At 64.7% G+C, this 15,834-nt stretch carries 16 protein-coding genes; 12 read left to right on the forward strand and 4 right to left on the reverse strand.

What is annotated here, in order from left to right; all coding sequences use genetic code 11:
* Positions 1 to 132 precede the first annotated feature (132 nt).
* The 10 genes from HU748_RS14240 (at position 133) to HU748_RS14285 (ending at position 9,795) form a co-directional block, all read left to right on the forward strand.
* Positions 133 to 618 carry a flavin reductase family protein gene (locus HU748_RS14240; RefSeq protein WP_186669144.1) on the forward strand — a complete coding sequence of 162 codons (486 nt, stop codon included), beginning with the start codon at positions 133 to 135 and terminating at the stop codon, positions 616 to 618.
* A 141-nt stretch (positions 619 to 759) separates the two neighbouring features.
* Positions 760 to 1,803 (forward strand): LLM class flavin-dependent oxidoreductase, encoded by a 1,044-nt coding sequence (locus HU748_RS14245; protein ID WP_186669143.1) that lies wholly within the window; start codon positions 760 to 762, stop codon positions 1,801 to 1,803.
* Positions 1,804 to 2,029: 226 nt separating this feature from the next.
* Entirely contained in the window at positions 2,030 to 2,626 is a 597-nt protein-coding gene (locus HU748_RS14250; protein ID WP_054892016.1) for an amino acid synthesis family protein, read from the forward strand.
* 60 nt (positions 2,627 to 2,686) lie between these two features.
* Complete coding sequence (locus HU748_RS14255) at positions 2,687 to 3,520, forward strand: alpha/beta fold hydrolase (protein WP_153772754.1); 834 nt, start codon at positions 2,687 to 2,689, stop codon at positions 3,518 to 3,520.
* Entirely contained in the window at positions 3,517 to 4,998 is a 1,482-nt protein-coding gene (locus HU748_RS14260) for an aldehyde dehydrogenase (RefSeq protein WP_186669142.1), read from the forward strand. The genes HU748_RS14255 and HU748_RS14260 overlap by 4 nt, the downstream gene beginning before the upstream one ends.
* Positions 4,999 to 5,011: 13 nt before the next feature.
* On the forward strand, positions 5,012 to 5,497 hold the full coding sequence (locus HU748_RS14265) for a flavin reductase family protein (protein ID WP_065862551.1): 486 nt from the start codon (positions 5,012 to 5,014) through the stop codon (positions 5,495 to 5,497).
* Positions 5,498 to 5,684: 187 nt separating this feature from the next.
* Complete coding sequence (locus HU748_RS14270) at positions 5,685 to 6,074, forward strand: carboxymuconolactone decarboxylase family protein (RefSeq protein WP_054892020.1); 390 nt, start codon at positions 5,685 to 5,687, stop codon at positions 6,072 to 6,074.
* An 86-nt stretch (positions 6,075 to 6,160) separates the two neighbouring features.
* Entirely contained in the window at positions 6,161 to 6,907 is a 747-nt protein-coding gene (locus HU748_RS14275; RefSeq protein WP_054892021.1) for a GntR family transcriptional regulator, read from the forward strand.
* Between the two features lie 21 nt (positions 6,908 to 6,928).
* On the forward strand, positions 6,929 to 7,492 hold the full coding sequence (locus HU748_RS14280) for an NUDIX hydrolase (protein ID WP_186669141.1): 564 nt from the start codon (positions 6,929 to 6,931) through the stop codon (positions 7,490 to 7,492).
* 116 nt (positions 7,493 to 7,608) lie between these two features.
* Positions 7,609 to 9,795 carry an ATP-binding protein gene (locus HU748_RS14285; RefSeq protein ID WP_186711507.1) on the forward strand — a complete coding sequence of 729 codons (2,187 nt, stop codon included), beginning with the start codon at positions 7,609 to 7,611 and terminating at the stop codon, positions 9,793 to 9,795.
* A 170-nt stretch (positions 9,796 to 9,965) separates the two neighbouring features.
* Here HU748_RS14285 and HU748_RS14290 read toward each other — a convergent pair whose 3' ends face one another.
* From HU748_RS14290 to HU748_RS14300, 3 genes are all read right to left on the reverse strand, one after another.
* A complete protein-coding gene (locus tag HU748_RS14290) occupies positions 9,966 to 12,194 on the reverse strand; it encodes an ATP-binding protein (RefSeq protein ID WP_186669139.1) in 2,229 nt (742 codons plus the stop codon).
* Positions 12,195 to 12,293: 99 nt separating this feature from the next.
* On the reverse strand, positions 12,294 to 12,926 hold the full coding sequence (locus HU748_RS14295; protein WP_186669138.1) for a LysE family translocator: 633 nt from the start codon (positions 12,924 to 12,926) through the stop codon (positions 12,294 to 12,296).
* Between the two features lie 88 nt (positions 12,927 to 13,014).
* Positions 13,015 to 13,629 carry a LysE family translocator gene (locus HU748_RS14300; protein ID WP_186669137.1) on the reverse strand — a complete coding sequence of 205 codons (615 nt, stop codon included), beginning with the start codon at positions 13,627 to 13,629 and terminating at the stop codon, positions 13,015 to 13,017.
* A gap of 110 nt (positions 13,630 to 13,739) precedes the next feature.
* On the opposite strand from HU748_RS14300, the gene HU748_RS14305 reads away from it, so the two are divergent.
* Together HU748_RS14305 and HU748_RS14310 are read left to right on the forward strand one after the other, a co-directional pair.
* Positions 13,740 to 14,192 carry an Lrp/AsnC family transcriptional regulator gene (locus tag HU748_RS14305; RefSeq protein WP_186711385.1) on the forward strand — a complete coding sequence of 151 codons (453 nt, stop codon included), beginning with the start codon at positions 13,740 to 13,742 and terminating at the stop codon, positions 14,190 to 14,192.
* Positions 14,193 to 14,500: 308 nt separating this feature from the next.
* Positions 14,501 to 14,794 carry a DUF3077 domain-containing protein gene (locus HU748_RS14310; RefSeq protein ID WP_238343359.1) on the forward strand — a complete coding sequence of 98 codons (294 nt, stop codon included), beginning with the start codon at positions 14,501 to 14,503 and terminating at the stop codon, positions 14,792 to 14,794.
* Between the two features lie 105 nt (positions 14,795 to 14,899).
* Here HU748_RS14310 and HU748_RS14315 read toward each other — a convergent pair whose 3' ends face one another.
* Positions 14,900 to 15,802, reverse strand: a complete 903-nt coding sequence (locus HU748_RS14315; RefSeq protein ID WP_186669135.1) for a LysR substrate-binding domain-containing protein — start codon at positions 15,800 to 15,802, stop codon at positions 14,900 to 14,902.
* Between the last annotated feature and the right edge of the window lie 32 nt (positions 15,803 to 15,834).

The following is a 15,834-nucleotide window of genomic DNA, read 5'->3' on the forward strand; positions in this document are numbered from 1 at the left end:
GGGGCCTTTACCGTTCATCGTGTGTTCCGGTGCGTGGAAAATTCTGCTTGCAATATAGGTATTACGGTATACCATCAGACACATCAACGATAAAAAACGCGGACCACCGCACGCCCCTTAGAGGTACACGCCATGATCGACGCAACCGTCTACAAGCACGTCCTGGGTTCCTTCCCGTCCGGCGTCACGGTCATCACCACCCTGGACGACGACGGCTCGGTCGTCGGCCTCACTGCCAGCGCCTTTTCTTCCCTGTCCATGGATCCGCCGCTGGTGCTGTTCTGCCCCAACTACAGCTCCGACTCCTATCCTGTACTGATCAAGCAAAAGCGCTTCGCCATTCATCTGCTGTCCGGCGAACAGCAGGCCGAAGCCTATGCATTCGCCAAAAAAGGCAAGGACAAGGCCAGCGGCATCCAGTGGACCCTGAGCGAGCTGGGCAACCCGCTGCTGGCCGGGGCCACCGCGATCATCGAGTGCGAGTTGTGGCGCGAATACGAAGGCGGCGATCACGCCATCATGGTCGGCAAGGTACACAACCTGATCGTGCCTGAGGACGCCCCACGACCGATGGTCTACTGCCGCGGCAAGATGGCAAGCCTGCCCGCCTTCGCCTGATACCTGCAGTTCGACGCAAGACTCTGTGGGAGCGGGCTCGTCCCGCGATCACCGGCAAAGCCGGTGTCATTCCGGACGCGGCTTGTTTCCCTGTGCCGCGCCGTCCCCACATCGACCACAACAAGCTCCGAGGAAAGCCCCATGAAATTTTCGCTGTTCGTACACATGGAACGTTGGGATGACCAGGTCAGCCACCGCCAGCTGTTCGAAGACCTGACCGAACTGACCCTGATGGCCGAGCACGGCGGTTTCAGCACCGTATGGATCGGCGAACACCACGCCATGGAATACACCATCTCGCCCAGCCCCATGCCGCTGCTGGCCTACCTGGCTGCCCGTACCGAGACCATTCGCCTGGGCGCCGGCACCATCATCGCGCCGTTCTGGAATCCGATCCGCGTGGCGGGCGAATGCGCCCTGCTCGATGTGATCAGCAACGGCCGCATGGAAGTGGGCCTGGCCCGCGGCGCCTACCAGTTCGAGTTCGACCGCATGGCCGGTGGCATGCCCGCCACCGACGGTGGCAAGGCCCTGCGCGAGATGGTCCCGGCGGTTCGCGCCCTGTGGCAGGGCGACTACGCCCATGAAGGCGAGGTGTACAACTTCCCCACCTCTACCAGCGTGCCCAAGCCAGTGCAGCACGGCATGCCACCGATGTGGATCGCCGCCCGTGACCCGGACTCGCACAACTTCGCGGTCAAGCATGGCTGCAATGTCATGGTCACCCCGCTGATGAAGGGTGACGAAGAGGTGCTGGACCTGAAGAACAAGTTCCAGGCCGCCCTGGACAACAACCCAGACGTGCCGCGCCCGCAACTGATGGTGCTGCGCCACACCCACGTGCACAGCCCGGCCGAGCCTGATGGCTGGAAGATCGGCGCCCAGGCGATCTCGCGCTTCTATCGCACCTTCGATGCCTGGTTCGGTAACAAGACCACCCCGGTCAACGGATTCCTGGAGCCCAGCCCCGAGTCCAAGTTCGCCGAGGTGCCGGCGTTCGCGCTGGAGAACATCCGCAAGAACACCATGATCGGCACCCCCGAAGAGATCATCGCGCGGATCAAGTACTACCAGGAGCTTGGCGTCGACGAGTTCAGCTTCTGGTGTGACAACAGCCTGCCGCACGAAGAGAAACGCAAATCGCTGGAGCTGTTCATCAAGGAAGTGGTGCCTGCGTTCAGCTGAATGCCTTTTGTCTGATTGATTGCGGGAACGGCCCGCTCCTGCGTGCGGGGGTGGGCATTTTTTTGCCTGTAGCAGCCCTCTCGCGCCCTGCAGGAGCGGGCTTGCCCGCGATAGGGCCCTAACCGGCAACCGTACAAGAGAAATTCAGCATTCCTCTTGCACATCCAATATTATGGTATACCATCAGACAACAAAGCCTGATAACCCAAAAATCCAGGAGCCCCCCATGAGTTTCGAAATCCGCAAGATCGTCACCTACTCCGAAGAAACACGCATCGAAGGCGGCAAGGCCACCGACAAACCCGTGACCATGGTCGGCCTGGCCGTGGTGATCAAGAACCCATGGGCTGGCCGTGGTTTCGTCGAAGACCTCAAGCCGGAAATCCGCGCCAACTGCTCCGAACTGGGTGCGCTGATGGTCGAGCGCCTGACCGCCGCCATCGGCGGAGCCGACAAGATCGAGGCATACGGCAAGGCGGCCGTGGTCGGTGCCGAGGGTGAGATCGAGCACGCGTCGGCGGTGATCCACACCCTGCGCTTTGGCAACCACTACCGTGAAGCGGTCCAGGCCAAGAGCTACCTGAGCTTCACCAACAAGCGCGGAGGCCCGGGCACCTCGATCCAGATCCCGATGATGCAGAAGGACGACGAAGGCCTGCGCTCGCACTACATCACCCTGGAAATGCAGATCGAAGACGCCCCGCGCGCCGACGAGATCGTCGTGGTCCTGGGCGCCTCCGACGGCGGCCGCCTGCACCCGCGCATCGGCAACCGCTACATCGACCTGGAAGAACTGGCTGCCGAGAAAGCCAACGCTCAATAACAATAAGCAGACAGGCCGGAGCCAAGCGTCACGGCACCGGCCTTTCAAGGAGCGCCATCCATGATTCAGCCTGTCGCTGAACGTACACCTGCCGGGACCAGCTACCTGAGCCTCGGCCAGGGCCAACCCGTGGTGCTGATCCACGGCGTGGGCCTGAACAAGGAAATGTGGGGTGGCCAGTTCGTCGGCCTGTCCACCGACTACCGGGTCATCGCCTACGACATGCTCGGCCATGGCCAGAGCGCGCTGCCCGCGCCGGACACCGACCTGCAAGGCTACGCCACCCAGCTCGCCGAACTGCTCGACCACCTGCAGATCCCCCAGGCCACCGTCATCGGCTTCTCCATGGGCGGACTGGTCGCGCGCGCCTTCGCCCTGCACTACCCGCAGCGGCTGTCGGCACTGGTCGTGCTCAACAGCGTGTTCAACCGCAGCCCCGAGCAGAGCGCCGGTGTCATCGCCCGCGCCGCGCAGGCTGCCGAGCTTGGTCCGGACGCCAACGTCGACGCGGCGCTGGACCGTTGGTTCAGCCGCGAGTACAAGGCGGCCAACCCGGCCCAGGTCGCGGCCATCCGCCAGGTGCTGGCCAGCAACGACCCCCAGGGCTACCACACCACCTATTCGCTGTTCGCCACCCAGGACATGTACCGCGAAGCGGACTTGGGCAGCATCCAGGTGCCAACGCTGATCGCCACCGGCGAACTCGATTCCGGCTCCACCCCGGCCATGACCCGCCAGCTCGCCGCGCGCATTCCCGGCGCCCGCAGCGTGGTCCTGCCCGAACAACGGCATATGATGCCCGTTGAGGCTCCGCGCGAAGTCAACCGCATGCTGCTGGACTTCCTGAGCCAAGCCCGCACCCTCACCGAATCCGCCAAGGGGATAGTTGCATGACCCTCGTTCGTTTCCAGATGTGCATCGACGGCCAGTGGCGCGATGCCCAGAGCGGCAAGACCTTCGACAGCCTCGACCCGGCCACCGCCCAGCCCTGGGCACAATTGCCCGACGCCGGCGAGCAGGACGTCGAGCTGGCGGTACAGGCCGCCCAGCGTGCCTTCGACAGCAAGGCCTGGCGCGGGCTCACCGCCACCGCACGGGGCAAGCTGCTGCGCCGCCTGGGTGACCTGATCGCCGAGAACAAGGAGCACCTGGCCCAGCTCGAAAGCCGCGACAACGGCAAGCTGATCCGCGAGACCCGCGGCCAGGTCGGCTACCTGCCGGAGTTCTTCCACTACACCGCAGGCCTTGCCGACAAGCTCGAAGGCGGCACCCTGCCGCTGGACAAGCCCGACCTGTTCGCCTACACCGTGCACGAGCCCATCGGCGTGGTGGCGGGCATCATTCCGTGGAACAGCCCGCTGTACCTCACCGCGATCAAGCTCGCCCCGGCCCTGGCTGCGGGCAACACCATCGTACTCAAACCCTCCGAGCATGCGTCAGCCACTATCCTGGAGCTGGCCCGCCTGGCGCTGGAAGCCGGCTTCCCGGCGGGCGTGGTCAACGTGGTCACCGGCTACGGCCCAAGCACCGGTGCTGCGCTCACCCGTCATCCGCTGGTACGCAAGATCGCCTTCACCGGCGGCGCCGCCACAGCCCGCCATGTGGTGCGCAGCAGCGCCGAGAACTTCGCCAAGCTGTCGCTGGAGCTGGGCGGCAAGTCGCCGAACATCATCTTCGCCGACGCCGACCTGGACAGCGCCATCAATGGCGCAGTGGCCGGCATCTATGCCGCCTCCGGGCAAAGCTGCGTGGCCGGCTCGCGCCTGCTGGTGCAGGACGAGATCTTCGACGAGTTCGTCGAGCGCCTGATCGAGCGGGCCAAGCGCATCCGCATCGGCAACCCGCAGGACGATGCCAGTGAGATGGGCCCGATGGCCACCGCCCAGCAACTGGCCGTGGTCGAAGGTCTGGTCGCTGCGGCCAAGGCCGAGGGCGCCAAGCTGCGCCTGGGTGGCAAGCGCGCCGAGGTCGAAGGCGACGGCTGGTTCTACGAGCCGACCCTGTTCGAGTGCGACAGCAACTCGATGACCATCATGCAGGAAGAAGTATTCGGCCCGGTCGCCGCGGTGATCCGCTTCAAGACCGAGGAAGAAGCGCTGGCCATGGCCAACGACTCGCAGTTCGGCCTGGCCGCCGGCATCTGGACCCGCGACCTGGGCCGCGCCCATCGCCTGGCGCGCGACGTGCGCTCGGGGATCATCTGGGTCAACACCTACCGCGCGGTCTCGGCCATGGCGCCGATCGGTGGTTTCAAGAACAGCGGCTACGGCCGCGAGAGCGGCATCGATTCGGTGCTGGCCTATACCGAGCTGAAGACCGTGTGGATCAACCTGTCCACGGCGCCGATGCCCGATCCGTTTGTGATGCGTTGAGAAGGAGCACGAGATGATCGAACCTGGCATCTACAAAGACGTGATGGGCTCCTTCCCATCCGGCGTGACCGTGGTCACCACGCTCGATGGCGATGGCGGCATCGTCGGCATCACCGCCAGCGCCTTCAGCGCGCTGTCGATCGAGCCGGCGCTGGTGCTGTTCTGCCCCAACTACGCCTCCGACACCTACCCGATACTGCGCGACAGCAAGCAGTTCGCCATTCACCTGCTGTCGGCCGACCAGACCGCCGAGGCCTACGCCTTTGCAGGTAAAGGCAAGGACAAGGCCAAAGGCATCGACTGGCACCTGAGCGAGCTGGGCAACCCGCTGCTGGCCAAGGCCACGGCGATCATCGAGTGCGAGTTGTGGCGCGAGTACGACGGCGGCGATCACGCGATCATCGTCGGTGCGGTGAAAAACCTGGTGCTGCCGGCCGAGCCGGTGACGCCGATGGTCTATCACAAGGGCAAGCTGGGTGCCCTGCCCTCGCTGGGCTGATAGACCGCGCGGGCTGCTTCGCGGGTAAACCCGCTCCCACAGGGACTGCACAGGGTTCAGAATTTGTGCGATCCCTGTAGAAGCGGGTTTACCCGCGAAGAAGCCCACGCCGATGACCCTGTTTCTTGGGGCCGCGCTAATCGTCTCACCCTCGGTTGCGGCCCCTGTTTTCATTCGGAGCACTGCAATGAGCAATGAAAAGTACGAGAAGGGCCTGCAGATCCGCACCCAGGTATTGGGCGAGGACTACGTCAACCGCTCCATCCAGAACGCCGACGACTTCACCAAGCCACTCCAGGAGCTGGTCACCGAGTATTGCTGGGGCCATGTCTGGGGCCGCGACGGCTTATCGCTCAAAGAGCGCAGCATGATAAACTTGGCGATGATTTCCGCCCTCAACCGGCCCCACGAGCTCAAGCTGCATATCCGCGGCGCCTTGCGCAATGGCCTGAGCCGTGAACAGATTCGCGAAATCCTGCTCCAGGTCGGCATTTATTGCGGCGTGCCCGCGGCGGTGGACAGCTTCCGCCTGGCCCGCGAAGCGTTCGCCGAAGCCGATGCGGAGCCAACCCGTTAACAGCGGGCTGTTCGAACCACTGCAAGGAGCGCCTGGGTTCGGGGCACTCCGACGTTGGCGCAACAGCCTCATAAAGAGCGCACCTGATGAAACGCCAGCCACTCGACGACAGCTTCAAGGTCAACCGCAACCCCGTCACGCTCCGCGAAATCGTGCTCGACAAGCTGCGCGGGGCGATCATGAACTTCCACCTGCTGCCGGGCGACCGCCTGGTCGAGCGCGACCTGTGCGACCGTCTCGGCGTCAGCCGCACCTCGGTGCGTGAAGCCCTGCGCCACCTCGAGTCCGAGGGCCTGGTGGAGTTCGCCGACGCCAAGGGCCCGCGCGTGGCCATCATCACCCTGGAAGACGCCCGCGACATCTACGAGCTGCGCTGCGTGCTCGAAGGCCTGATCGTCCAGCTGTTCACCCTCAACGCCAAAGCCAAGGACATCCGCGCCCTGGAGCGCGCCCTGGACGTGAACCGCGAAGCGCTGGAGGAAGGCGAACTGCAGCAGGTGCTCGATTCGGTACAGGGCTTCTACGATGTGCTGCTCGAAGGCTCCGGCAACCACGTCGCCGCCACCCAGCTGCGTCAGTTGCAGGCCCGTATCAGCTATCTGCGCGCCACCTCGGTCTCGCAGGAAAACCGCCGCGGCGCCAGCAACCGTGAAATGGAGAAGATGGTCGAGGCCATCAAGAGCGGCGATCCGCTGGCCGCTCACCAGGCGTCGGTCGACCATGTACGCGCCGCCGCCAAGGTCGCGCTGGACTACCTGCGCCAGAAGCAGGACGACAATGCCAAGGTCCGCGACATGGTCGAGCCCCTGGCGCTGAAGGATCCACGCATTTAACCCCCACACAGGCCACCGATCATGCCCAACGCCCCGCGCTACTGCCCGCACTGCACCACGGCACTGGACCGGGGCGTTCCCAGCGGCGACACCCACGAGCGCCTGCACTGCCCCGCCTGCGGCTATATCCACTACATCAATCCGAAGATCATCGCCGGCTGCATCATCGAACGCGACGGCAAGTACCTGCTGTGCCAACGTGCCATCCCGCCACGCCCCGGGACCTGGACCCTGCCTGCAGGCTTCATGGAGGCCGGCGAAACCACCGAGCAAGCGGCGCTGCGCGAAGTCTGGGAAGAAACCGGCGTACGCGCCGACATCGTCTCGCCCTACTCGATCTTCAGCGTGCCGCAGATCAGCGAGGTGTACATCATCTTCCGCGCCATCGCCAGCGAAGAGACGGGCCAGTTCGGCGCCGAGACCCTCGATTATCGTTTCTTCGCGCCCGAGGACATTCCCTGGGACGCAATCTACTACCCGGCGATCCGCCAGATCCTCGAACGCTACATCCTCGAACGCCAGGCCGGGGTGTATGGCATCTACATGGGCAATGACGACACCGGCAAAGTGCACTTCATGCGCTGAGCAGGCCCGCGCCTATCGCGCAACGGCCCGGCACCCAAACAACCCCACAAATTTCTCGCCAGCCCGACATTCTCGGTGCAACCTATCCCTTCCATGCAAACGAAGCGGCAAACCTCATGGCGAAATGGCTGGAAGGCGGCGGGCTCATGGCCGAACGCATCCGCAATCACGACTGGGCAAAAACGCCCCTGGGCCCACTGGATGCCTGGCCCGACGTGCTCAAGACTACCGTGGCCTTGTGCCTGGCCTCGCGCTTCCCGCAAGCAGTGCTGTGGGGCAATGACCTGATCACCCTGCACAACGACGCCTTCAGCGAAATCCTCGGCGGCAAGCCCCCAGCCCTCGGTCGGCCCTTCAGCCACGTCTGGCATGAAGCCTGGAACGATATCGGCGCCATGGCCCGCCGCGCCCTGGGCGGCGAGGCGGTATACATCGAAGACTTCCCGCTGGTCATCGACCGCCACAACGGGCCGGAGCGTGCCTACTTCACGTTCTGCTACAGCCCGATCCGCGACCAGGACGGCCAGATCGTCGGCATGCTCGACACTGTCACCGAAACCACGGCCAGCGTGGTCGCCAACCACCGCCTGAACTTCCTCGACGACCTCGGCCGCGCCGTGGCCAACGCCACCGACCCGGACCGGATCCTGGCCATCACCACCCGCAAGCTGGGCGAACACCTGCGTCTGTCGAGCTGCGCCTACGCCGTGATGGAGCCCGATCAGGACGGCTTCACCATCTGCGGCGACTGGGTCACGCCCGGCTCGCCACGCCTGCTCGGCCAGTACCATCTCGCCGACTTCGGCCGCCTCGCCGTGCAGCGCCTGCGCGCGGGGCTGACGCTGGTGATCAACGACAACCTAAGCGAGCTCGAACCGCAGGAGGCCGCGACCTTCCAGGCCATCGGCATCACGGCGACCATCTGCATGCCGCTGATCAAGGATGGGCGCCTGACGGCGTTGATGGCCATCCATGACAAGCAGCCGCGTGTCTGGACCGGCTACGAACAGGCGCTGATCAGCGAAGTCACCGAACGCAGTTGGGCGCACATCCAGCGGGTTCAGGCACACGCCGAAGTACACGAAGCGGTGCAGGCGCTCGAGTCGCTCAACGTTACCCTTGAGCAGCGTGTCGAAGAACGTACCGCACAGTTGCTGCACACCGAGGCCGTGCTGCGTCAGGCCCAGAAGCTCGAAGCCATCGGCCAGCTCACCGGGGGCGTCGCCCACGACTTCAACAACCTGCTGACCATCATCCGCTCGTCGCTGCATTTCCTGCAGCGCCCGGACCTCGACGACAGCCGCCGCCAGCGCTACCTCAAGACCGTCTCAGACACCGTCGATCGCGGCGCCAAGCTCACTGGCCAACTGCTCGCTTTCGCGCGGCGCCAGGCCCTGAGCCCGCAAGTGTTCGAAGTCGGGCCGCAGTTGGCGGCGATGGCCGAAATGCTCGACACCGCTACCGGCGCACGGATCCAGGTCAAACTTGAGCTGCCCGACACGCCCTGCCATATCCGCGCCGACCTCGGCCAGTTGGAAACGGCGGTGATCAACCTGATGATCAACGGCCGCGACGCCATGAGCGGCGAAGGCACGCTGCGCCTGCACCTGCAGCCTGACCAGGTGATGCCGGGGCAACGTGGGCAAGCGGGGCAGCCGGGCGTGTTCGCGGCGATCTCGGTGATCGACAGCGGCGTCGGGATCGCCCACGAACTGCTGGAGCGCATCTTCGACCCATTCTTCACCACCAAGCCCTCGGGCCACGGCACGGGCCTGGGCCTTTCGCAGGTGTTCGGCTTCGTCAAGCAGTCCGGCGGCGATGTGCAGGTCACCAGCGTGCCAGGCCAGGGCACCACCTTCACCCTGTACCTGCCTCAGGTCCCGACACCGGAAGCTGAACAAAGCCTCGCCAGCGCGGCAAACGCATCGATCGACAGCCGGCCACGGCGCATCCTGGTGGTGGAGGATAACCGCGACGTCGGCAGCTTTACCGCGCAGATTCTCAAGGACCATGGCTACCAGATCAGCTGGGCGACCAGTGCCGAGGATGCACTGGCGCAGTTGCACATGACACCACGGGGCTTCGATGTGGTGTTTTCCGACGTGGTAATGCCCGGCATGGGAGGCCTGGCTCTGGCCCGGGAACTGCGCCGCACCAGGCCGCAACTGCCGGTGATCCTCACCTCCGGCTACAGTGATGCCATTGCCGAAGGCGGCCACCAGGGCTTCGCCTTCCTGGCCAAGCCATATTCGGCCGAGCAGGTGTGCCAGTTGCTGGACAAAGTGCTGACACAACACCTGTAACGGCCTTGCACCCTGTCCGTTGGATCTGTGAGAGCTGGATCTGTAGGAGCGGGCTTGCCCGCGAAAAGGGCACCGCTTTGTATGGCACGGGCTGCGCCCGTATTCGCGGGCAAGTCGGGGCGCCGAACCGCCGCCCCCACAAAAAATGCCCACGCTCAGCAAAACCAGCGTCAGCGCTCGGCTTGCGCGCAAACCAGCGGCAGTAACCGCGCCAGGCTCTGCGCCAGCTCCGCCTGCCGGAACGGCTTGCGCAACACCTCGAAACCACAGAGCTCACTGGGCGTAAGGTTGGCAAAGCCGGTGATGATCAACACCGGCAGCCCTGGCATACGCCGCCGCAGCCCCTGGGCGAACTCGGCGCCGGTACGCTCGGGCATCATCTGGTCGGTCACCAGCACTTCCACGGCAAACCCCTGCTCCAGCACCTGCTCGGCCTCGGCCGCGCTCATGACCGCTTTCACTTCATACCCCAGGTCACGCAACTGCATTGCCGTGGCCTGAAGCACGATGGCTTCATCGTCCACCAGCAGTACCCTGACCGGGCGCGTCGGCCTGGACACTTCATCCGCAGTTTCATCCCGACACAACGTATCGGCATCGGTAATCGGCAGCCACAGTGTCGCTGTCGTGCCTTGCCCCGGCTGCGAACGAATGGCGAATCCGCCGCCAGACTGCATCGCAAGCCCCTGCACCATCGGCAGGCCAAGCCCGGTGCCCTTGCACGTGCCCTTGGTGGAATAGAAGGGCTCGCAGCAGCGTGCCAGCACCTCATCGCTCATGCCGCAGCCGTTATCGGCCACCTCCAGCCGCACCATCGCCCCTCGCTCCGGCCCCGCCGGCCGACCTGCCCGCGCGGTGTCCAGCCCCGCACTGATCCTCAGCCTGCCACCGTCCGGCATCGCATCGTGCGCGTTGATCACCAGGTTGAGCAGCGCCAGCTCCAGTTGATGCGGGTCCACGACGGCCGCCGGCAGCGCCGGGTCGATATCGACCTGCACCTCGATGGTCGGCCCCAGCGAACGCGTGATCAATTCGTGCATGTCACCGACCCGTGCCGCGAGGGAAACAGGCTGGGGCTTGAGCGTCTGGCGCCGAGCGAAGCTGAGCAGGCGGCCGACCAGGCTGCGTGCCCGCTCCGCCGCCTGCAGCGCGCCTTCGATCAGACGCGTCGAACGCGCCGCGTCGTCCGGGCGTCGGGCGATCAGCTCCAGCGAGGCGATGATCGGGGTGAGCATGTTGTTGAAATCATGGGCAATGCCGCCGGTCAGTTGACCAACGGCCTCCATCTTGCGCGCCTCATGCAGTTGCATGAGATCGGACTCACGCTCGGCCAGCATGCTGGCAACCCGTTCCTCCAGCGTGGCATTGAGCGTCATCAGTTCGGCCAGCGTGGCCTCCAGGTGTGCGGAGCTGGCGCGCAATGCCCGCTCGGCGCGGGCGTGGATGATCGCCGACCAGGTCTGCTTGGCCGCCTCTTCCACCAGCCGGCACTCATCGTCGGCGAATACATGGGGGCGATTGAAGTAGACGCACAGCATGGCCTCGAGCACGCCGCCGCGCAGCAGCGGCACCTTCAGGCTGGCGCACAGGTCCCTGGAGGCGCCAGCCGGGTAGTCGCCATGCACCTCATGACCCGCCTGCAATTGCTCACGCAACAAGCCGACATGTTGGCGCCAGAAGTGCTCCCCCGTTTGCGACGGCACCCCATCGACCCAGTCACGGGCGACGACATAGCGTTCGTCATCGCCCAGGTCCTCGGCGAAGAACACCCGGGAGGCGCCCAGCTCCTCACCAAGCAGGCGCGTGGCATAGGTCTCGATCGCCTCGGGTTCGTCCATCTCCGGCAGCGCTCGGCCCAACGCCAGCAGGAACGACTGACGCCGCTCGAACTGCACGCGCTCGGTGGTCTCGGTGACGATGCACAGCACCCCACCCACGCTACCATCGGCCTCGCGTACCGCCGAATAGGAGACATCGAAATAGGCGGTCTCGCCCAGGCCCCGGCGCTCGATGTAGAACGGCCGGTCGCGCGCCGAGAAGGTCTCGCCGGTTTCACGCACATTGCGCAGCAACGGTTCGAGGTCGTCCCACAATTCGCTCCAGTGCTCGCGGGCCGGCCGCCCCAGTGCACGCGGGTGCTTGGCACCGATGGTCGGGGCGTAGGCATCGTTGTAGAGCGCCACGTACTCGGGCCCCCAGAACAGCACGATCTGAGCCTTGGCCGGGAGGATGGTGGCCATCAGCGTCTGCAGGCCGGTTGACCAGCTGCCTGGGGCGCCAAGCGGCGATTCGGTCCATTCCAGGCTCTGCAGCAGCGAGCCGACCGTGCCGCCGTTGATCAGAAAGCCGGGCTCCGGGCGCCGAGCGTGTTCGGTATCACGGTCCTGTAGTGATTTCATGTCATGCAGACCATCAGTGTTTCCAGGCACTGTATTGAGTATCTGAGGATATGAAACCCGCGCGGCGCAGATGTTCCATCCGCCTGTGCATCAGCGCGTTCAGCGACGCCCTTCAGCCAGCATGCGCACCGCCAGCGCGGCCAATACCGTGCCCATCAACCAGCGCTGTGCCTGTTGCCACAGCGGGCGCCCAGCAAGAAACACGGCGATGGAACCGGCCATCAGGGCGATGATCGCATTGACCGTGACGCTGATGATGATCTGCGTGGAGCCCAGAACCAGCGATTGCAGCAGCACGCTGCCGTGGCCCGGCTCGATGAACTGCGGCATCAGCGACAGGTACATGACCGCGATCTTGGGGTTCAGCAGGTTGGTCAGAAAGCCCATCATGAACAACCGCCGCGGGCTGTCGGCCGGCAGGTCGCGGACCTGGAACGGCGAGCGTCCTCCGGGCTTGAGCGCCTGCCAGGCCAGGTACAGCAAGTACAGCGCGCCGCCGATGCGCAATGCGTCATAGGCATAGGGCACGGCCATCACCAACGCAGTGATACCGAGCGCCGCGCAGAGCATGTAGAACACGAAGCCCAGGGCGACACCGCCCAGGGAAATCAGCCCGGCAACCCGCCCCTGGCAGATCGAACGGGAAATCAGGTAGACCATGTTCGGTCCGGGGGTCAGGACCATGCCCAGTGCGATCAGGGCAAAGGCCAGCAGGTGGGAGGACTCGGGCATCGGGCGCATCCTTGGCGTGCGGAGAGAGCGCAGAGTGTATCCGCAGTGGGGCCGACCTTGGAACGCCCGTCAGTGCAAGGTGCTGCGCTCAACCAAGCTGCCCGAGCATCAAGCCCAGCGCAATCGCGATCATCACCGCGCCGGAGACCCGCCCGACGATCTTCGCTGCCTGCGGCCGTGTGCCCAGCACAGCCTTGGCGCCGTAGCCCACCATCAGGTAGATCACCAGCGAACTGCACAGGTGCACCAGGCCCAACAGGAGGATCTGCAGCGGCAACGGCCAGCTTGAGGTCGGGTCGGTGAATTGCGGCAACAAGGCCAGGAACAGCAGGAACACCTTCGGGTTGAGCCCGCTCACGCAGAACCCGCGCAGCGCCCAGCGCGAACCGGTCTCCCCTGCCAGCTCCAGCCCCGCCTGTGGCGCCGCCGGCTTGAGCAACAGGTTGCCGCCCAGCCAGAGCAGGTACAGGCAACCGGCGAGTGTCAGCAGCATCAGCGCCAGTGGGTGCCCGGCAATCAGGCTGCCGACCCCGGCCGCCACCACCAGGGTGGCCATGAAATGCCCCGACAGCATTCCGGCCACCGCCGGCATCACCCAACGCCCGCGCATGCCTGCCGAGATCGCGTAAGCCCAGTCGGCGCCGGGGGTGATGACGAACAGCAACGACACGGCCCAGAACGCGGCCAATACACTGAGGGTCATTTCGGGTGTTCCTTTCAGGGGTCTGGTTGAAAGGAAGATTACGGATTCCGCCCGGGGATTATCTTCCGTATATTGCTGACAATCTTGAACACCTTGGAAGATTCTCCCCCGTGGATCGCACTGATCGAAAAATCCTTGCCGAACTGCAAAAAGACGGTCGCCTGTCGGTCACCGAGCTGGCCGATCGTGTCGGCCTGAGCCTTTCACCCTGCCATCGCCGGCTCAAGGCGCTGGAAGCGTCTGGGGCGATCCTCGGTTACCACGCACGCCTGGCGCCGTCGGCGGTGGGCCTGAACTTTGCGGCGCTGGTGTTCGTCACCTTGCGCGAGGTGACCCGCCAGCCAGTGGCCGACTTCGAGGCCGCGGTGACCGAGGTGCCGCAGATCGTCGAGGCACAGCGCCTGTTCGGCGACCCGGACTACCTGCTGCATGTGGTGGCCAAGGACCTGCCGGCGTTCCAGAAGCTGTATGACGAGGTGCTGACCAGCATTCCCAATGTGAAACGGCTGAGCTCGACGCTGGTGATGAAGGAAGTGATCCAGGATCGGTTGTTGCCCATGTGAGTGAGCACCCTGAAATGTATCTGGAGATGGCCCCGCCTTGAAACGCTTCCCTCGGACCGGTAACCTCTGCGCGCTGCTGTAAGTCCAGCAGTCGGGTTTGGTAGCCCGCGATCAATCAAGGCGCACAAGCGCCCGCTCTAACTTTCAGTTGGTTTTTGTACCTGCTGTTGCGTTCGACGGTGGCTGTGCGCAGGGCGCCTTCGTGCGCGCCGGTTTCCTTGATTCCCGGTCTACCAACCTGCGTACAGCCGCCACCCTTTCGTTTGGTAGCGAACGGTGGCGACTCCATTGAATCAAGGAGCGACACAATGACGAAAGGCTTGCCCGATCCCCCTACACCCACCACCGCGCCTGCGCATTTCGGTAGCTGCGACGGTAGCCATCGTGCACTGTTTGCGGTCTGTGCCGGTGTCGCGGCCGAAGACGCGCTGGTGCACTTGTCCACCCTGCTCAAAGGCGCTTCAGCGGCAAACCAGACCGCCATGGAACTGGCCACCGGCATCTGTCGGGATCTGCTGCTGAGCAATGATCATGGGCTCGATGCCTGCAAGGCGCTGGTCGAATCCTTGCTGGATGGGGTCGAGCAGCACGTTCAAGGCTGAGATCGCCAGGGCCGCAGTGCGGCCCATCGCGGGCAAGTCGGGGCGCCGAACCGCCGCGCCCACAAAAGCCCCCGCAAGTCTCGAGTTGCGGCGCACTGTCAGCCATCAATCCCCGCGAAAGAACCCATCTCCGGCATTTCTCAGCAATTCCACCATCGCCCCCGCCGCCGGCGGCAGATACCCTTCGGCACGTACAGTCACCCCAACCGTGCGGCGCATGGTGGTGGCCTCCAGCGGCACTTCGCGCAACCATGCCATGCCCAGCCCGTGCTCCAGCGTCTCGCGCGCGGCAAAGCTCAGCAGGCGGGTCTTGGCGATCAGCCGGGGCAGCAGCGAAATCGAGTTGGTCTCGATCTGCACCTCGGGCAGCGGCAACTGATGGCTGCTGAACACATTGTCGATCCAGCGCCGCGCCGTCACCGTCGGTGCCGCCAGCACCCAGCGGTAGGTGCACAGGTCCTTCAACTGCACCTCACCCGAGAACACCGGATGATCGGCGCTGGCCACCACCACCGCTTCGTCCTGCAGGATGGGGTAGGAACGGAACTGCGGATCGTCGACGATCAGGCCGCAGATGATCGCGTCCAGCCGGCCTGAGCGCAGCGAGTCCTTGAGCATGTCGTCCTGGCCGATCGACAGCTTCAAGGTCAGCTCCGGCGCCCGCTCCAGTAGCGAAGCGGTCAGTTGCGGCAGCAGGTGCTCGGCCATGCTCGCCGCGCAGCCCAGGCGGATATTGCCCACCAGGCCGCTGGCGAAGTCGCGTACTTCACGCTCGGTCTCGGCGATGCTCACCTGCAACTGCTTGCCACGCGCCAGCAACAAAGCGCCGGCATCGGTCAGCTTGATGCGCCTTCCGTCGCGCTGGAACAGCCGCGCGCCCAGGGACTCTTCAAGGCGCTGGATGCTTTTGCTCAGCGCCGGCTGGCTGCGGTTGAGTTGCTGTGCGGCGCGCCCCAGGTGGCCGAGTTCGGCGATGGTGGCGAAATAGGTCAGGTCACGTAGGTCCATGATCGATGAATTTCAGTTATGGATTCATAGAA

It is taken from the genome of Pseudomonas sp. RW3S2, assembly GCF_014268955.1.
Taxonomy (GTDB): Bacteria; Pseudomonadota; Gammaproteobacteria; order Pseudomonadales; family Pseudomonadaceae; genus Aquipseudomonas; species Aquipseudomonas wayambapalatensis.

Excerpts from the sequence above, each read along its gene's own strand:
- HU748_RS14300 (WP_186669137.1), bottom strand. The coding sequence starts at position 13,629 with ATGACCCTCAGTGTATTGGCCGCGTTCTGGGCCGTGTCGTTGCTGTTC.
- HU748_RS14310 (WP_238343359.1), top strand. The coding sequence starts at position 14,501 with ATGACGAAAGGCTTGCCCGATCCCCCTACACCCACCACCGCGCCTGCG.
- HU748_RS14255 (WP_153772754.1), top strand. The coding sequence starts at position 2,687 with ATGATTCAGCCTGTCGCTGAACGTACACCTGCCGGGACCAGCTACCTG.
- HU748_RS14280 (WP_186669141.1), top strand. The coding sequence starts at position 6,929 with ATGCCCAACGCCCCGCGCTACTGCCCGCACTGCACCACGGCACTGGAC.
- HU748_RS14315 (WP_186669135.1), bottom strand. The coding sequence starts at position 15,802 with ATGGACCTACGTGACCTGACCTATTTCGCCACCATCGCCGAACTCGGC.
- HU748_RS14290 (WP_186669139.1), bottom strand. The coding sequence starts at position 12,194 with ATGAAATCACTACAGGACCGTGATACCGAACACGCTCGGCGCCCGGAG.
- HU748_RS14260 (WP_186669142.1), top strand. The coding sequence starts at position 3,517 with ATGACCCTCGTTCGTTTCCAGATGTGCATCGACGGCCAGTGGCGCGAT.
- HU748_RS14285 (WP_186711507.1), top strand. The coding sequence starts at position 7,609 with ATGGCGAAATGGCTGGAAGGCGGCGGGCTCATGGCCGAACGCATCCGC.
- HU748_RS14250 (WP_054892016.1), top strand. The coding sequence starts at position 2,030 with ATGAGTTTCGAAATCCGCAAGATCGTCACCTACTCCGAAGAAACACGC.
- HU748_RS14245 (WP_186669143.1), top strand. The coding sequence starts at position 760 with ATGAAATTTTCGCTGTTCGTACACATGGAACGTTGGGATGACCAGGTC.
- HU748_RS14270 (WP_054892020.1), top strand. The coding sequence starts at position 5,685 with ATGAGCAATGAAAAGTACGAGAAGGGCCTGCAGATCCGCACCCAGGTA.
- HU748_RS14240 (WP_186669144.1), top strand. The coding sequence starts at position 133 with ATGATCGACGCAACCGTCTACAAGCACGTCCTGGGTTCCTTCCCGTCC.
- HU748_RS14265 (WP_065862551.1), top strand. The coding sequence starts at position 5,012 with ATGATCGAACCTGGCATCTACAAAGACGTGATGGGCTCCTTCCCATCC.
- HU748_RS14275 (WP_054892021.1), top strand. The coding sequence starts at position 6,161 with ATGAAACGCCAGCCACTCGACGACAGCTTCAAGGTCAACCGCAACCCC.
- HU748_RS14295 (WP_186669138.1), bottom strand. The coding sequence starts at position 12,926 with ATGCCCGAGTCCTCCCACCTGCTGGCCTTTGCCCTGATCGCACTGGGC.